This window comes from Pseudomonas sp. B6001, from assembly GCF_013386015.1.
Classification (GTDB): domain Bacteria; phylum Pseudomonadota; class Gammaproteobacteria; order Pseudomonadales; family Pseudomonadaceae; genus Aquipseudomonas.
The window spans coordinates 89,524-107,228 of the sequence record NZ_JACAOX010000021.1 but is presented as its reverse complement, the minus strand read 5'-3'; the positions used below and the strand labels follow the sequence as shown (position 1 = coordinate 107,228).

The following is a 17,705-nucleotide window of genomic DNA, read 5'->3' as shown; positions in this document are numbered from 1 at the left end:
GGCCTGAACTGGGCCGTGATCATCAAATGGCTGCCGAAACTGGCCCAGGGCGCAACCCTGACCCTGGAGCTGGTGGCCATCGCCGTGATCGCCGGCCTGCTGCTGGCAATCCCGCTGGGCATCGCCCGCTCGTCACGCCTGTGGTACGTGCGCACCCTGCCCTACTGCTACATTTTCTTCTTCCGCGGCACGCCGCTGCTGGTGCAGCTGTTCCTGGTGTACTACGGCCTGGCACAGTTCGACGCCGTGCGTGAAAGCTTCATGTGGCCGTACCTGCGGGACCCGTTCTGGTGCGCCACCGCCACCATGACCCTGCACACCGCCGCCTATATAGCCGAGATCCTGCGTGGCGCGATCCAGGCCATCCCGCCGGGTGAAATCGAAGCCGCGCGAGCGCTGGGCATGTCCAGGCCCAAGGCGCTGTTCTACATCATCCTGCCGCGTGCCGCGCGCATCGGCCTGCCGGCCTACAGCAACGAAGTGATCCTGATGCTCAAGGCCAGCGCCCTGGCCAGTACCGTGACCCTGCTGGAACTGACCGGCATGGCCCGCACGATCATTGCCCGCACCTACCTGCCGGTAGAGATCTTCTTCGCTGCGGGTTTGTTCTACCTGCTGATGTCGTACGTTTTGGTGCGCTTCTTCAAGCTGCTGGAGCGCTGGTTGCGGGTCGATGCCTGCCAGGGCCGCTGACGCCTTGTTGACGGGTGAGCAACTGCTCGCCCGCTTCCAGGCGCTGGATACGTTCCTCACCGAACATCAAGGGCTGTGGCGACCACGGCCCTTTACCCATCTGCAATTGCCGTGGGAAACCCAGCATCCCGAACTGGCCCATTGGTTGCGCCAGCGCTCGCTGGCCGAAGCGGAAAGCAGCCATAACCAGCCTCACCACTTGCCGGCGCCTGCGCCTTACCCTGAGCTGGCCATGCAGTCGCTGAATCTCAGCGCTGTGGATAACTTACCATCCCGCCCGCTACCCGCCGCCCGCCATCGCCTGAACGTCGATGTACCCGGCCGCAAATGGCAGCAGATCGAAGCCTTCGGCGCCGCGCTGCAATTTCGCCAAACCCCCGAACACTGGCTCGACTGGTGTGCCGGCAAGGGCCACCTCGGCCGCCGCCTGTTGCAACCCGGGCAGCAACTGACCTGCCTGGAATACGACCCGGCCCTCATCGCCTCAGGGCAAGCCCTCAGCGAACACCATCAATTGCCAGTCACCCATCGCCTGCAAGACGTGATGGCCGACGTACAGATCAGCCGCGACCAAACCCCGGTGGCACTGCACGCCTGCGGCGACCTGCATGTGCGCCTGCTCCGACTGGCCAGCGCCGCCGGCTGCCAGCAGTTGGCCGTGGCGCCCTGCTGCTACAACCGCATCCGCGCCGAGCAGTACCAGCCGCTGTCGGTTGCCGCCCAGGCGTCGTCACTGCATTTATCGGTGGAAGACCTCGGCCTGCCGCTGAGCGAAACCGTTACCGCAGGCGCGCGGGTGCGTCAGCAGCGCGATACGTCGATGGCCAGGCGCCTGGGTTTTGATGTTCTGCAGCGGCAACTGCGCGGGAGCGATGCTTACCTGCCCACTCCGTCCCTGCCCGCGAGTTGGCTGGCCAAGCCGTTCGCCGACTACTGCCGCGAACTGGCGGCCCTCAAGGGATTATCCACAGGGGAACAGGATTGGTCGGCACTGGAGGCCCAAGGCTGGCAGCGCTTGGCGCAGGTGCGAAACCTGGAATTAGTGCGTGGTCTGTTTCGGCGCCCGCTGGAAATGTGGCTGGTGCTGGACCGGGCATTGTTTCTCGAAGAAAACGGTTACAGGGTTCAAGTCGGCAGCTTCTGCGAAACACCGCTCACCCCGCGCAACCTGATGCTGCTCGCCGAGCGCAATTAAAGGGCATTTTGTCGCAGCGTGCCCTGTGGATAACTCTGTTGATGGAATTCTGGCAGAGGCCCTGCCGGCAAGCTTCGCGGCGCAAAATGCTGACTGGTCATTTTTTGTTCACAAAATAAAACGCACGCAAAACAGGCAGTTGCAGCGTGATGAGAACCGCTCCGCAAAATTGCGGTTTGATGACAGGTCGAACCAACCGATTGTGCATAAGCACCTGAGGTTAGCGGCATAACCCGGGCTTTTCAGTGGGCAACCAGCAGGCGACAAAGCGCATTGATATCGTCACAGGCCATGCTTGCGGCTTGGTTATCCAGCGGATCGCTGCCAAAAGCCAGGGCCTCGCTGATCGCCGGATCCCGATGCACCACCTCCAACAGGCTGTCACCCAGGCGCTTCCTGAACACCTCGACCATGTCCAGGCTAAAGCCCGAGGTCTCGTCGAGTTGGTTGATCACGAAATGGCAACGCAGCGCCGGCCGATCATCAAGGTGTGGCGCCAGCAACTGCTCCATCTGCTCCAGGGTGCCAAGGGAAGCCGCATCCGCCTGGGCGATGACCAGCACCACATCGGCCACGTTCAGTGCCTGATGCAGGTAGACGTTATTACCCGCCGGGGTGTCGATGATCACCGTGTCCTGCTCACCCAAGCCCAGGGCCGACAAATGTTGCGCCAGCCAATGCGGCTCCTGTTTCAGCCAGCGCTGGAGGTCTTCCTGCTGACGGATATCGGTTTCGCCAAACGTGATCACCTGGCAACCGGCAAAGCCTGAATGAAGGATCTGGCTCCAGCGCTCGTTGTGCAGGCTGGTGCGCCCGATGCCGGGCAAGGTGTGGCCCAGGCCGAAGTGGTGATAGAGCGCGTTTTGCGGGTCCAGGTCCAGCGCCACCACTGGCTGCCCCAGGCGCTGCAAACCGCTGCTCAGCGCGGTGGCCAGGGTGCTGCGGCCGACGCCGCCATTGACCGAAACCAGCGCTACCACCTTCGCCCGGATGTTCGCGGCTTCGCGGGACTGCTCGTTGGCACAAGGGGAATGTCGGGAGAACGACGCGCCACTGCCCATATTGAGGCTGGCACTGTCGTCGACCGGCATGTCTTCGAAGAACTGCAGCATCGAATCCATCCCTTGAACATCACTGGCAGTCGTCTTATCGAACAAAGAAAAAAGATCATCGGTACGGCTCATCGCCAACACTCCCTCACGACGCATCTTAAAGACGTGAAAGGTCAGCTGTACTGATGCTTACCGCAGGTCTTTTTGTGGGCGCCTTTGTGTACGCATTCTGTGACAAAGGAATGAAAGTGTCATTATTTTGGTGTTTCTGAAGAAATCTTTAAGACGAGCGGTAAATGGTCAATTTACTGACTAATCTTTATCGGGTCGTAAGGTGTTTGCAAATCCCGCTCCGGGATCTCCCAGATCAGCAGCTTGGGCGGCGTCTGCTTGAACGCCGGGCTGTCGAAATAAGCCTTGGCGGCGCCTGAAAATTCGCCGCCGTCCTTGCTGAAGTTACCCACCGGAGCGTTCAGGGCTTTTTGCAGGAAGCCCACGAAATTCGAATTGCGCGAAAACGAGGTACCGATCAGCGCCACGTTCGGCAGGCCGGCGTCACCAAACAAATCGTCAGGGTTACTCGATGCCGCCGGGCCGTTTTCATGCGCGGTGCTGGCCGCAACCTGCTCGCCCACCGGCTGTAACTTCGGCGGCAACCAGTCGAGACCGGCCAGGCGCACCAGGTCACCCGGTCGCGGTGCAAGCGGTGCCTGGGTAATGTCGAAGGCTTGCTCCGGCGTGGCCTGGATACCGCGCTGCTGGATGCGCAGGGCCACGGCGCGGGCGCCGGCATTCGAGCCGATTTCGCTCCAGTGCGTGTCGGTACGCAGGTAGGCATCCGGGCCGAGGGGTTTCAGGGTGTCGGTCAAATCCAGCACTTCAACGCCCGCCGCTTGCAACAGCGTGCTCCATTGCTGGATCCGGCCATCCAGCACGGCCGGACGGTACAAGCCGCAACGCTGGGCAGCGGCGATGCGGGTTTTATCCGGCACCACCATCACTTGCAGATCAATACCGCGCTGGCCTAGCTGCTTTTTCAGGTCGATCACCGCGTCGGCCTTGGTGCGCGCATTGTCTTCGGCGTGGCGGTTGAGCTTCAGCTCATCGCTGATAAACAGCCAGCCCGGGCAGCCCTGGCGCACCCGCGGCCCGGTGTCGCCGAACGCCAGCCAACTGGCGCCGCGCTCCAGGTTTGCCGCTTCGATGGCCATCGGTGCCTTGGACAATTCCTTGGCAAACCGATGGGTCACTTCACCGTGCAGCAGCATGTCGCTGTCGACCTTGGGCGGCAGGAAACTCACCGGCCCCTTGACCATCAGCCAGACGCAAGACAACAGCCCCGCCGCCAGGAAAGGCACCAACACCCAGCCCGCCAGGGGGCTGGTGCGGACGGCCAATTCACTCGGTGGGGTCGGCGCGGTAGGGGCGGGCATCGTCAGGCTTCCTTAGAACTGAAAGTACAGAAACGGTACGGCATCGCGGCTGGCAATCAGCGCGAACGACAACACAAACCCGGCCACCGGCCACAGGGATGCGGCCACCACAAACCAGGGCTGCGTACCAAAACGCTGCTCGCAGCGGGTCTGCCAGATCGGCGCGATGATGCACACCAAACCGAGCAACGCGGCCATGCCATGAGCCGGGCGCATGGCCACGGCCAACGCATCACCCAAGGCCATGCCATGCATGCCGAATTGGCCGGCGTACATGGTCAGTGCCGAATGGAAGTCCGGTGCGCGGAACAGCGTCCAGGCCAGGCACACAAACAGCAGCGTCAAGATGTGCGACAGCACCGGCGGAATGCTCGGCAGGCTCGAGCGCGACCACGCCCGGTCAATGCACAACGCGATACCGTGGGCCGAACCCCACAACAGGTAGTTCCAACTGTCGCCGCCATGCCACAACCCGGCAATCGCCATGGTCAGGAACAGGTTGCGGTAGGTGCGCCATACGCCATCGCGGTTACCGCCGAGGGCGATGTACAGGTAGTCCCGCAGCCAGCTGGACAACGACAAATGCCAGCGCCGCCAGAAGTCCTGGATGCTGCTGGCGAGGTACGGCCGGTTGAAGTTTTCCGGGAAGTGGAAGCCCAGCATCAAGCCCAGGCCGATGGCCATGGCACTGTAGCCGGCGAAGTCGAAAAACAGTTGCAACGAGTACGCCAGGCAGCCGATCCAGGCATCCACCAGGCTCGGGTTTTCCAGGTGGAAGGCGATGTCCACCAGCGGCGACAAGGTATCGGCCACCAGCACTTTCATGCCCATGCCGATCATGAAACGCCGAGCGCCAAGGCTGAAATTCGGCCAGTTGAAATAACGCTGGTTCAGCTCGCGCCGCACCCAGTCATAACGAATGATCGGGCCCGCAATCGAGTGGCCGAACATCGAGATATAGGTCGCGTAATTGATGAAGCTGCGCTCCACCGGCACGGTGTGCCGGTGCACATCCACCAGGTACGAAATCGCCTGCAGCACAATGAACGACAACCCGGCCGGCAACGCCACGCGCTGCCAATCCAGCGGCATCGCGCCGTACCAGGTGATTACCTCACTCACGGTGCCCGCGACGATGTTGGCGTACTTGTACCAACACAGCACTGCGGTATTGAACACGATCAACGCGATCAACAGCCGCACCCGGCCCTTGCCGTCTTCACGGGAACGGTCCACCAGCAAACCGCCGACCCACGCCACCACGGTCAACACCATGTGCAGGAACAGGAACAGCGGGCTCAACCAGCCGTAGAACAGCCAGCTGCCGATCAACAGGATGACGTTGCGCCAGCCCGGACGGGCCAGCGCATAAATCAACAGGAAGGCCGGCAGGAACAGCGTGAGGAATTCCAGTGAGGCAAAGACCATGGTGGTGTCGGGCCCGATCAGTTAGCGAGCGTGTCGGAGGTAAACAGCAACCTCGAACCGGCGGCCGATGGCAGTGCGAGCACGCTGTAGCGTTCGCCGGCCTTGAGGGTGAAGGTCAGCGGCTGGCCCACCGGCGCGTTGGCGCACTTGAGCTGCACCGACAGTTCCACCGGGTTGATCATGCGGCGCGAAATCGCGCCTTCGGCGACCTTCTTGAACAGCTCGGCTTTTTGCGCCACGGCTTCCAGGCTCGCGTCGGCGCAGGCGGCGTCGGCGTTGATAAAGGCCAGCGAGGCCTTCAGTGCGTTGAAGTCATCCGGCTGTTCGTGGATCACCAACTGGCGCGTGCCGCCCTTGGCGTCCGGCACGGCCACTACGGTGGCGAACTCGCCCGGCGCGACGGTCACGGCCAGCTCGGAATCCTTGCCGCCCTGGCTCAACACACCCTTGATCGGGGTCTTGCCGCCCGACACCGGCAGGTAGTCAGACACCAGTTTGTCGCCACCCAACACCAGGCTGGCCTTGGAGCCCTGGGGCAGCAATTTCAGCTCGCCGTCGGTGCCGTTGGCCAGGCGCAGGAAGGCCGAATCCTTCTCCGGGCCGGTGGGGTAAAGCGGGATGTCGGCGCTGTAGGCGCTGACGCTGGCGAGCAAGGTCGCCAGGCCCAGGGTGATCCGTTTCATTATTGCGCTCCTTTGCCCACGGCGGCCGGTGGCAACTTCGCCAGGGAGTCGCCGATCGCCTTGGCCCACTTCTGGTAGCCGTCGATGGTGAAGTGCTGGCCGTCGGTGGTGATCCACTGGCCCGGCTTGGAGAAGGTCAGCGAGTCAACGTAGGTGCACGGCGCCACGTTGGTGGCGAGGAACTGCGACATCACCTTGGTGCGCGCATCATCCTTCTTGTACTGCGAACCGACCTTGCCCCACGCCGGCCCGACCCACACGCACTTGGTGCCGGTTTCGGTGATGGCCTTGGTCAGGGAAGTCACGCTTTTCCAGGCCCAGACTTTCGGGAACTGCGGCTCCGGGTACGAGGCCATGGTGTCGGCGATGATGATCACCACCAGGTCCGGCTTGTCCTTGGCGATCAGGTCTTTGATCGGGGTGGTGCTCATGGCGTTCTTGCCGAAAATCTCGGCCTTGCCAACCGGCAGGCGCTCGGCACCGCACTCGACTTTCTTCGGCACGATCCAGTCGGCTGCACCGGCGCCGCACGCGCCGATGGAGTGAACCTTGGCGCCCTGGGCGGTGAGGTTGTCCTGCAGCGGGTTGAGCAGTGAATCAGGAAAGCTCATGTGACTTTCGCCCAATACCAGCAGGGTCAGGCCGGCAATAGCAGAAGCGGAAACAGGCATGGATGACTCCTATCAAATCAATTCGAATAAGGGGAACGGTACGGACTGACCGGCAAGGGCATAGGCCCGCTCAGGTCTTCAAACAAGTAGCGCAGGTAGGCGTTACCGACGTACTGGCGATAGTCCTGGGCGTTGTCGAGACCGACTTCGCCACCCAGGTAAAAGCGCGAGCTGAGGCGGTATTCGGCGGCGGCGTTGAAGCTGTAGCCGATGCCGGTCTTGCTGTCCTTGGCGTATTTCGGATCGCCCCGGTCACTCTGGAGCTGGTCATGCCCCGGGAAATAATCGACCGCATCTTGCTCGATATGCTGGATGCCCACCGAACTTTTTATCTGGTAGCTGAACCGATCAAAACTCTGCGCCCAGCGCACCGGCACACCCAGGGAGAAGAAGCGCTGCGGGCTGAAGTAACCGCCCTGGCCGTAGGTGTAGTAACCCTGGTTTTCCTTGAAGCCCATGACCGAACCGCTGATACCGAGGGTCAGGGTGTCGGTCGGGGTATTGCGCAGGTACCAGTAGATGCCGCTGCCCAGCTCCAGGCGGGTGTTGTCTTCGACGTTGTTGCCCAACAGCTCGTGCAACGAGGCGTAGCCATACACACCGAGCTTCTGGTTGTCGTAGCTCAGGTCGCCACGCCCGCCGTTGGCGGTCACGCCGCCCCATTTCTCGCCGGTACGCTTGTCTTCGGAACCGGCAAAGGAGGTCACACTGTCGGTGACCGGACGCCGCGAAACGTTGACCCCGTAACGGAAGTTGGAGCCCTGGGAGAACGGCCGCGAGACGCTGGCGCCACCGACGATGGTGTCGTACAGAAAGCCCAGCGGGCTCACACCGATGTCGGCCTTGAGGCCTTCATCCGGGTTCTCCACGGCAACGGCCAGACCGACGCCCGTGTCGCTCTGGGAGCCCGCCGGGTTGGCCGTGCCACCGCCAAAGCGTGTGGCAGAGTCGCTCTTCACGCTGCCGGAACTCACATGCACCGGCGTCACACGCAGCGCAACGTTCAGATCCCCCACCGGCATCCGCGCTTCAAATGGCGCCTCGACGTCAGTGATTTTGCTCAAGCCGCTTTCGCCATTGTTGCTGCGAACGCTCAAGCCCTGCACCAGGTAACCGGTGCGATCCCGCAGGATCGTATCCAGCGCACGACGTGCCGGGCTGAGGTTGGCGGTGTCGAGTGCAGCAATGCTCGACGGTGGCTCGAACGGCTCGTTCCAGTTGTTCGACGCCGGACGCGCGGAGGCTGCCAGGGCATTGTCCGGCACGACATTGGTCGGTGCATCAATCGGCGGCGGCACGGCGCCGGCGACGGTCAGGTCGGTGACCTGGCGACGCTGGCCCGGCAAGCCGACGAAGGGGTTGTAAGGCACGCCCTGGGAGCCGGCCTGAGCCAATTGCGTCTGGCTCTTCTGGCTGTTCTCAATCGCCAACGCCTTGCGCAGCAGCGCAGCGGCTTCGTTGTTTTTGCCCAGCCCCTGATAGATGCGCGCAGCCGAGGTGAGTATCTCGGGGTTGCCCGGTTCCAGGGACAGCGCCTTTTCACTGGCGCTTTCCGCCAGGCCACGATCACGGCCTTGCAGCGCGATATCCGCCAGGCCCAGTTGCAGGCGAGCGTTGTTCGGGTTCTGCTGAATCAGCGGCGCATAAAGCTCCATGGCCTTTTTGCTATTGCCGCTGGCCGCGTACATCCGCGCCAGGGCACCTACCGCCATTGCGTCGTTGGGACGCTGGGCAAGGGCCGGCGACAGCATGTCGTAGGCCGCGACCAGGTCGTTTTTCTCACGCAGGGCATCAGCCTGTTTGACCCGGTACAGGTAGATCAAATCGTCGTAACGCTGGCGACCGGTTTCACTCAGCGGCTTGCCCTGCACTTCACGCAGGATGTCGCCCGCCTCGGTGTAGTGGTTGGCCTTGAGCAGCACATTGGCGTACAGCAGTTTCTGGTCGACGGTCGGGTTCGGATTGTTATCCAGAACCTTCTGCATGATATCCAGGCCCTGCTGCGTCGCGCCGACTTCCACATAAGCGGCCGCCAGCACCGCCAGGCGCTCAGGCTTCTGCCGGGTCATGGCTTCACTGCGGCCCAGCAGCGCGAGGGCTTCCGGGCGTTGGCCACGGCGGGCGGTCTCGATGGCGATGTCGGTCTGCTTGTGCAGCGCGATATCGATACCCAGCTCGTTCATGTCAGCGGTACGTTGCCCCGCAGGGATACGCGCCAGGGTCTCTTCAGCCTTTTTCCACTCACCCAGCTCCGCCGACAGCAGCGTGCTGGTGTACAGCGCGTCTGGCTGGTTCGGCTGCTTGGCCAGCAAGCCGTCGATCAAGGCACGGGCGTTGCGAATCTGGCCGTCGCGCAGGTAAATGCGCGCCAGGGCGAAGCGTGTCCACGGGTTTTCCGGGTCGGCATCAAGGGCTTGTTTGTAGGCGGCTTGCGCGGCTTTCAAATCGCCCCGCTGCTCGGCCAGCTTGCCGACCTGGGTAGCGCGCAATGCGGTGATTTTCACACTCGGCGCGAACTTCGCGCGCTCGGCGGGCGACACCGAGTCGATCAGCTTCAAGGCTTCTTCCGGCTGCCCCGACTGGGACAGCACGTTGATCAAGCCGCTCAGCGCGTCCGGGTCGCCAGGATGACGGGCGAGCACTTTGCGGTAGCCGGCTTCAGCGGTGTCGAACTGATTGTCCTGGGCCTGGAAACCCGCCAGTGCCACGGCAGCGCCGGGCTGGCCAGGGTTCAAGCGTTCGGCCTGGGCCACCAGGTCGCGGGCCTGGCTGCCGCGCCCGCCACGCTGGGCGTCACGGGCCTGGTTGAGCAGGTTCCAGTAGCGCACATCATTGAGCGCCGACTGCCATGCCGCGCCACCCGGCAAACGGGTGGCCTGAACCAGGTAGCTTTCAGCCTCGCTGAAGCGCTGCTGCTGTTGACGCAGCACGCCCATGCCGCCGAGGGCATCGACGTCATTGGATTTTTCATTGAGGCGCGCCGCCAATAGCGGCTCGGCGGTTTTCAGGTCGCCATCATCCAGCGCCTTGAACGCCTTGGTCATCTGCGGATCACGCTGCCAACCGGCGCCGGTCTTGCCTTGGGCAATGCCCTTGTTCATCAGCGCACGGATTTCGCTGTCGTCCGGATGCGCAGCCAGAAACTGCTGGAACAACGGCACCTGGTCGCTCTTCGGCGGGCCGAGCCAGATCAGCGCAAAGCGCCAGGTTTCATCGGCGTTGCCGCCCACGTCGTTGTTCGGTGCCAGCTTGGCCAGGGCGCGGATGCCGTCGGCGCGGGTGGCCGGGTTACGCGCCAGATGCTTGGCCAGGAACAGCGCCACAATCGGGTCGTTCGGCCGCTCGCGGGACAAACGCTGCAAGCCGGCGATGGCCTCGTTCGTGCCCTTGGGCGTGAAGCCCAGGGTGTTGTAATACTCGCGGGCAAGCAGGCCCTGGGGCTGGCGCCCCTGAAAGATCTGGCGATACAGCGCCACCGCTTGTTCGCGCTCTTCTTCAGGCTCGCCGAGTTCACGGGCCTGTTCCAGCAACTTGGCGTTGGCCGGGATGTTGACGGTGATGTCCTGCTCCAGCAGCAAGGCCTGGCGCGGTACCGGGCTCAACGCCTGCAGGCGGGCCAGGTACTTTTGCGCTTCGGCCGGACGCTGTTGTTGCACCTGGATCAAGCCAATGCCGTACAGCGCATCCGGCTGTTCGGGGCTCAGGCGCAGCAGTTTCTGCCAGGTCTCGAGGGCGCGTTCCGGGTTCTTTTTCGACTGCCAGTAATAGCCCTGCTCGATCAGCAGGCTTTGCGGGTCAGTGGTTTCGGCAAAGCTGGCGCTGGAAGCCAGGGCCGCCAGAATCGCAATGGCTAGCGTGTGACGGCGCATGCAGACTCCCAGGATAATTTCACCGTGCCGTCTTGTTCGAAACGGTACTTTTGATCAGCGAAGCCCTGGCCGAACAGGCTGAGCATGTAGTCGTAGTAAATCGGCTGGGCGCTGTCCGGGGCCGAAGGCGCGAGCGCCTTGGCGAGGGCGTCGTCGACTTTCTGCTTTTGCAATTGCGCCAGGGCGGTTTCGCCCCGGGCCTGGAAGAAGGCCATGGTGGAGGCCGAGAACCCCGTCGGCGTGTAGCCGTTGTTTTTCTCGACTTCACCGGTCAGCACGTGGACTTTCTCCGGCGGCAAACCGCTGACCGACGCAGCAGTGGCACGGGAAATCCCGCCCAAGGCCTTGAGCATCGGCGCGGCCAGCGGGTCGCTCTTGGCGGTCATGCCGGCCCAGAGGTAAGTGCGGATCGCGTCGTAGCTGCCCAGGTCATCGGAAAACGGGTCGACGATAAACAGCCCGGTGTTTGCGCTGGTGGCGCGATAACCGACCCAGTTGGCCGCCAGGCCATGGGGATTGCTCGGCAGGTCGGCGAGCATCTTCGCGTTGCTCTCGGCCACTTCGTTCCAGCCGGCGTTCGGGCGTTCTTTTGCAAAGCGGCGCAGTTGCGGCAGTACTTGATAGCTGGGGTTGAAGCGCCACAGGCCACCCGCGTGTGCATAGCCTACCGGCCCCGGCAACAGCATCTTGCCCAGGCCCGGTACGCGCACGATCAGGTTGCGTTCAACGTTGGCCAACACCAGTTGCGCGTCGCTGCGGTACTGCGGTGCGTTCCACACACGCGCGGCTTCGAGCAACGCATAGGCCATCCACAAATCGGCGTCGCTGGCGGAGTTGCTGTCGATCGCGCCCCACTTGCCATCGTCACGCTTGCCCCACAGCCAGGCCGGCAGGTTCTGGCCGATGTCGGCGCCCGCCATGTTGGACTTGGTCCAGGTCCAGAGCTTGTCGAAGGTCGCCCGGTCGTTGCCCACCAGGGCAAAGAACATCGCGTACGACTGCCCTTCCGAGCTGCTTTCCGTCGGCTTCATGGACGAGTTCAACACCCGGCCATCGTCCTGGATAAAGCGCTTGGCATAGTTCTGCCACAGCGGCCAATCGCAGGTCTGTGCCTGGGCGGCACCGGCAAGCAATGTGCTGCCAATCACCGCCAGGATCGCGCTACGCAAAGGGCTCATGCCAACCGCCGTTTTGCACGGGCACGCAGTGCCAGGTAGATCAGGCAGGTCAGCACCAGCAGCCCCAGGAAGGTAATCGCCAGCATCCAGCCCAGGTTCTGGGACAGCTGCCATTGCATGAATTTGAAGTAGTTCAGGTCGCCGACGTAGTACTGCTGGTCCGCGACCAACGAGCTGATCTGCGTGCCCTGCACCACCGCCAGGCTGCCCTGGATCGAGTCTTTGTAGTCGTCACCGCCAATCAGCGCCGAGGTCGCTTCAAGCAGGCCCTGAGGCTGGTTGCTGGCGATCAGCACCACGCTGCGCCCGGCCTTGAGCGGCGATTGGAAGCCGGCGAACCAGGTGCTGTTGCTCAGGCCGCTGAAGGTGATGCCGGCATTGGCCGTATGCTGGTTGGCCGCGGCGTCCGGGCTGATCCAGCTGCGCACATAACGTGGCAGGTCAGACAACAGGAAGTGGTGCTGCAGGCCGTCACTGGTGGCCGGCAGGTATTGCTGCCATTGCTGCAGCAGCGGCTGGTTGCCGCCGGTGGCGAGCACCAGAAGGTCTTTGTCGGCAACGCTTTGCACGTCTTTGGCCTGCACCACTTTGACGGCGGTGGCCGGGTAGCCGGTGGACTCGCCGAAGCGGCCCATCACAGTCAGGTAGGCGCTCAACTCATCGGTGCCGACGTTGTCCGGCATCACCACCGCCGACTCCGAAAGGTCAGCCAGGCGGGTGAACGGGAAGCCGGAATCGTTGAACACGCCGAGGTTCGGCATGGCGATAAAGTGCTGGTAGCTGCTCAGGTCCAGGCTCGAGTCCGGGTCAATCGCACCGCGCATGTTGTCGACGATGATGTCCCGGCATTCGCCTTCCTTGATGTAGTCGTACATGAAGCGCAGTTGCAGCTTGGACTTGGGCGAAGCCGAGCTGATCGGCAACAGGGTCGTCACTTCACGGGGCAGGGTTTCGTCTTTCTTCAGCTGGTCCAGCAGGCTCTGCCCACCGCCCAGGTTGCTCACCGACGGCAACGCGACAGACTTCATGAACTGGTCGTTCAGGCCGATCAGCAAGGAGGAGTTGGTGGACACCTGCTGCGGCGTGTAGCGGTATTTGACGTTGAGCGGCACGCCCTCTTCACGCCAGTTGAACAGGTCGGGCGGCAGGCGCAGGTCGACGCTGATCGGGCCCGGGTTGTAGCCGGAGACGTTGAGCTTTTTCAGTTCTACCAGCTCGCCAAGGCGTACCGGACGGTTGCTGGGCAGCCAGTTCGGCGCGTCGTAAGGGCTGCGCGGGGCCAGGGTGTCGAGCCTGGTGATGACCACGCTATTGCCGGTCAACACCGGGTTGCCCAGCACCACGGCGGTGGCGGCACGCTTGAGTTCGGCGCCATCACGGCCGGAGACGATCAGCAGCTTGCCATTCGGATCGTTGGGGTTGGTGATCAGGGTCAGGGTCGGCCCTTTAGGCTCAGGGACCGCCACACCGTGTACATCCACAGCCTGGGTACTTTGCACCAGCACGATGGCGTTGCCCTTGGCCGGAATCTCGCCAAGGGTGGTCGGGAACGTCGCACCCCGGTAGCTGGCCAAGCCGCCTACCCACGACGACAGCGCACCGGCAGCTTCCAGCGCGGCATTGTCCGGCGCGCTGGCAAACACGAACGGCAGGCTGACCTGGCGCGCATCGCGCTTGTCGAAGAACGGCAGCGGCAACACCGACAGGTCGTCTTTCAAGACGATCGGCTCCACCTGCACTTTCAGCTCACTGCTGTTGCTGATCTTGGCCCACAGGCTGCTGTGCAGCGGGTCTTCACAGGACATGGTGTAGTGGCCGATGAACTGCAGGCTCAAGCGGTTGAATTCGGTGATCAGGTGCGCCGGAATCTGCACCAGTTTTTCCTGCTGGATGCCCGCGCCTTCCTTGGGCAGCGGCAGGCTGGCGGCGACTTCGTCGTTGACCAGCACGTTGATCTGCGACAGGTCCGCCAGCAGCGCCGGCGAGTAGCTGTACTTGAGCAACAGTTGCGCGCCCTTCACCACTTCATCGGCACGGATGTCGAAGTTGACGCTGTCGGACGCTTCCACGCCTTGCAGGTTCATGGTGTCGCGACGGCCCAGTTGCTTGAGGGTCAGGCTGTAGCCGTCGTCAGTGCTCTGCACCGCAACAGCGGGTGCAGCGGCCTGTGCCTGCGAGCCCAGGCCCAGCAGCGAAGCGATCATCAGCGCGAGCACGCCGCGCGACTGCGGGCGGGCAAATAGTGTGGAAGTCATGGCTTGTCCATCAGCGTATCGAGCGGTTGTGAGGGAGTGCGGCGCAGGGCCAGACGCAATTCATGCAGCGTGGCGCGACCCAGGGTAAACAGGCCGCCGATGCCGATGGCACCGACTTCACGCAGGGCTGACAACGGTGTATCGGGCTGGCCGGCGCCCCAACTCGCGGCCCAGGTGTCGGCGCGGGAAAACGTCAGGCGTACCAGTTCGCTTTGTTGGCGCAGGGACAGTGCATCGAATTGCGCGCCAATCTGCGCGCCCTTGCTGAACACCACCCGCGCCTGGAACAGGCTGTCTTGACCGTTGCGCGACAGCACCAACTGCAACTGTTCGCCCCGGGCAATCTGGTGCCCGTCGGCGAGGATCAGGCCGAAGCCGTTCTGCGAGAAATCCTGGGTCGTGCCTTTGAGCACACGACCGTCGGCGCAGATCACACTGACCGGCAATTTCGCGCTGACCCGCGGCTCGGAGCGCACTTGCCGCGCTTCGGAAGCCACTGCCACTGCCGCGCTGGTGATGATCAGGTTGTAGAGGGTCCAGGTCAGGTTGATCGCCACGGTGACCGCGGTGGACTCGTCGCCCCAGATCAATTGATACAGACCGAAGCACAGCCCGACCAGGTTCACCGCCAGCAGTACCAGGTACGGCCGGGCGAGTTTCCAGTCGAAGAACTGCTTGTCGATGATCCCGCCCTTGTCGGTGACGTTGAAGCCGCCCGCCTTGGGGTTGACCAGCGCAACCAATACCGGCGGCAGGATGTACCAGGCCAGTACGGTCTCGTAGACCTCGTTCCAGAACGAGTGGCGGAAGCGCCCCTGGATCCGCGAGTTGGTCAGGCTCGAATGCACGAGGTGGGGCAACACATAGGCGACAATCATCAGCGCCGAGGCGTGGAAAATCTGCGCGCCGAAAATCAGGTAGGCCAGCGGCGCGGTGAGGAACACCAGCCGCGGCAAGCCATAGAAGAAGTGCAGCATGGCGTTGGCGTAGCAGATGCGCTGGCCCCACTTCAGGCCTTTGCCCAGCAGCGGATTGTCGGTGCGGAAAATCTGCGCCATGCCCCGCGCCCAACGGATGCGCTGGTTGATGTGGCGTGACAGGCTTTCGGTGGCCAGGCCCGCGGCTTGCGGGATCGCCAGGTAAGCGGTGTTGTAGCCCAGGCGGTTGAGCTTGAGCGCGGTGTGGGCGTCTTCGGTGACGGTCTCGACGGCCACGCCGCCGATTTCCAGCAAGGGCTTGCGGCGGATCACCGCACACGAGCCGCAGAAGAACGTCGCGTTCCACAGGTCATTGCCGTCCTGCACCAGGCCGTAGAACAACTCGCCCTCATTGGGCACGGCGCGGAAGGTGTCGAGGTTCTTTTCAAACGGGTCGGGTGAAAAGAAGAAGTGCGGCGTTTGCAGCATCGCCAGCTTGGGGTCCTTGAGGAACCAGCCGAGGCTGACTTGCAGGAAGGAACGGGTCGGCACGTGGTCGGCGTCGAACAGCGCGATGTACTCGCCGTCGGTGACCTTCAACGCTTCATTGAGGTTGCCGGCCTTGGCGTGGAAATTGTTGTCGCGGCGGATGTAGTTCACGCCGATCTTGCGGCAGAAATCGCGGAAGTCGTCGCGACGGCCATCGTCGAGCACGTGGACGCGCAACTTGTCCTTGGGCCAGTCCATCGCCTGGGCGGCGAAGATGGTCAGTTTGACGATGCTCAACGCCTCGTTGTAGGTCGGGATGAACACGTCGACCGTGGGCCACTCCGACGGTTCGGTCTTGAGCCACACCGGCTCGCGGCGCAGCGGCCAGGCGGTTTGCACGTAGCCGAAGATCAGCACCACCAGCGCGTACAGCTCGGCGAGCACCAGGCCGTAGCCGAACAGCATGTCGAGCCAGGTTTCAAAACCCAGGGTGGAAGTCAGCCGCCAGTACATGTAGCGCAGCGACGCCACCAGCGACAACACCACCAGCGCGAGGATCGCCATGCGCCCGGGAATCTTGCGCAGCAGCAGCACCGCAAGGAAGCACACGGCGGCAAACAGGCATTGGCTGTAGAGGTCCAGCGGGGCGCTGACAATGCTCACCAACAGCAAGGTGCCGACCACACAACTGATCACCACCAGCACTTTGCGCAGCGTATCGGGCCAGCGATTGAAGCGCGAAATCGCGGCGTCCAGCCGCTGCTCGGCGCGCCCCGGAGTGTGGGGCGTAGAGGACGTAGTGTCGGTCATGGAAGGTCCGAATCGATTCGTTCGAGCAACGTGCGGCACAGGGCATGAATGTCCTGGCAGCCGAGACTGTTGACGGTAGGGTCGAGGGGGTCGCGGCCGCAGGCCTGGGCTTCGCTGAACACCGGGTCACGGTGGACCGTGCCCAGCAGTGCATCGCCGAGGCGGGCCTTGAACACTTCGGCCATGTCCAGGCTGAAGCGGTGGGCGCCGTCGAGTTGGTTGATCACGTAGTAACGCAGTGGCGGTTTTTCGCGCTCAAGGTACGGCGCCAGCACACTGTCCATCTGGGCCAGGGTGCTGAATGAGGAAACATCCGCCTGCACCGCCACCAACACCACGTCTGCCAGGGCCATGGCCTGGTGCAGGTACACCGTGTTGCCGGCGGGCACGTCGATCACCACCGTGTCCTGGCCATTCAACTGCAAGCCGGCCAGGTGCCGGGGCAGCCATTGGGCGTCTTCGCCGAGCCAGCGATTGAGGTTTTTTTGCTGGTCGTTGTTGGTCTCACCGAAGGCCACCAGGCGGCAACCGGCAAAGCCGCGCTCAGCCAGGCCTTCCCAAGACTCATTGCTCAAGCTCGTCGCGCCGATGCCGGGCAAATTCAGGCCCAGGCACAAGTGATGACGCAGGGCGTTTTGCGGGTCCAGGTCCAGCGCCACGGCCGGGTGGCCTTGACGCTGCAAGCCGCTGGCAATGGCCGCGGTCAGCGTGCTGCGACCGACACCGCCCTTGAGCGAGACCACCACGATCACCTTGGGTGACGATTGATCCGAGTACACCTCACCGGTCGGCCCTTCGACCACTTCGGGAGGTTGCAGGTGATCGGCTTCGCCCTGGGTCAGCTCTTCGAGCAAGCGCAGCAATGGCGCCGACGGCGGCTCATCCAGCGCGACGGTGCAAGCGGTTTGGGCCGGGATGGGCACGGCGTCGAAAGGCTCGACCACCACGTCATCCTCAAGATAATCGTGGACGGCGTACATCTCCCGGTAGCCATTTGGATTGGCGCCCAGCTTATTGAATAGTTTTGAAATA

Annotated in this window: 12 protein-coding genes; 2 read left to right on the top strand and 10 right to left on the bottom strand. The window is 63.1% G+C overall.

The annotated features are described in order from the left end of the window. Window positions 1-3 precede the first annotated feature (3 nt). On the top strand, window positions 4-693 hold the full coding sequence (locus tag HX821_RS24065; RefSeq protein WP_032899447.1) for an ABC transporter permease: 690 nt from the start codon (window positions 4-6) through the stop codon (window positions 691-693). Further along, complete coding sequence (locus tag HX821_RS24060) at window positions 674-1,888, top strand: methyltransferase (RefSeq protein WP_177036557.1); 1,215 nt, start codon at window positions 674-676, stop codon at window positions 1,886-1,888. Before HX821_RS24065 ends, HX821_RS24060 begins: the two co-directional genes overlap by 20 nt. Window positions 1,889-2,130: 242 nt before the next feature. Here the strand turns inward: HX821_RS24060 and bcsQ (HX821_RS24055) are convergent, their stop codons facing one another. From bcsQ (HX821_RS24055) to bcsQ (HX821_RS24010), 10 genes are all read right to left on the bottom strand, one after another. Next, window positions 2,131-3,072: a cellulose biosynthesis protein BcsQ gene (gene bcsQ, locus HX821_RS24055; RefSeq protein ID WP_008435707.1), complete on the bottom strand. Its 942-nt coding sequence runs from the start codon at window positions 3,070-3,072 to the stop codon at window positions 2,131-2,133. A gap of 173 nt (window positions 3,073-3,245) precedes the next feature. Then, on the bottom strand, window positions 3,246-4,373 hold the full coding sequence (locus HX821_RS24050) for a cell division protein FtsQ (RefSeq protein ID WP_008435708.1): 1,128 nt from the start codon (window positions 4,371-4,373) through the stop codon (window positions 3,246-3,248). Window positions 4,374-4,385: 12 nt separating this feature from the next. Beyond that, on the bottom strand, window positions 4,386-5,801 hold the full coding sequence (locus HX821_RS24045; protein WP_003218070.1) for an MBOAT family protein: 1,416 nt from the start codon (window positions 5,799-5,801) through the stop codon (window positions 4,386-4,388). A 17-nt stretch (window positions 5,802-5,818) separates the two neighbouring features. Beyond that, complete coding sequence (locus HX821_RS24040; protein WP_008435711.1) at window positions 5,819-6,484, bottom strand: alginate O-acetyltransferase AlgF; 666 nt, start codon at window positions 6,482-6,484, stop codon at window positions 5,819-5,821. After that, window positions 6,484-7,155, bottom strand: a complete 672-nt coding sequence (locus tag HX821_RS24035; RefSeq protein ID WP_003218072.1) for an SGNH/GDSL hydrolase family protein — start codon at window positions 7,153-7,155, stop codon at window positions 6,484-6,486. Before HX821_RS24035 ends, HX821_RS24040 begins: the two co-directional genes overlap by 1 nt. A gap of 17 nt (window positions 7,156-7,172) precedes the next feature. Further along, a complete protein-coding gene (locus HX821_RS24030; protein ID WP_177036555.1) occupies window positions 7,173-11,024 on the bottom strand; it encodes a cellulose biosynthesis protein BcsC in 3,852 nt (1,283 codons plus the stop codon). Further along, window positions 11,006-12,202, bottom strand: coding sequence for a cellulose synthase complex periplasmic endoglucanase BcsZ (bcsZ, locus tag HX821_RS24025; protein WP_008435713.1), 1,197 nt, complete (start codon window positions 12,200-12,202; stop codon window positions 11,006-11,008). Before bcsZ ends, HX821_RS24030 begins: the two co-directional genes overlap by 19 nt. Then, window positions 12,199-14,457: a cellulose biosynthesis cyclic di-GMP-binding regulatory protein BcsB gene (gene bcsB, locus HX821_RS24020; protein ID WP_003218075.1), complete on the bottom strand. Its 2,259-nt coding sequence runs from the start codon at window positions 14,455-14,457 to the stop codon at window positions 12,199-12,201. The genes bcsZ and bcsB overlap by 4 nt, the downstream gene beginning before the upstream one ends. Next, entirely contained in the window at window positions 14,454-16,673 is a 2,220-nt protein-coding gene (bcsA, locus tag HX821_RS24015) for a UDP-forming cellulose synthase catalytic subunit (protein WP_003218076.1), read from the bottom strand. Before bcsA ends, bcsB begins: the two co-directional genes overlap by 4 nt. Further along, complete coding sequence (gene bcsQ / locus HX821_RS24010) at window positions 16,670-17,653, bottom strand: cellulose biosynthesis protein BcsQ (protein ID WP_177036553.1); 984 nt, start codon at window positions 17,651-17,653, stop codon at window positions 16,670-16,672. Before bcsQ (HX821_RS24010) ends, bcsA begins: the two co-directional genes overlap by 4 nt. Between the last annotated feature and the right edge of the window lie 52 nt (window positions 17,654-17,705).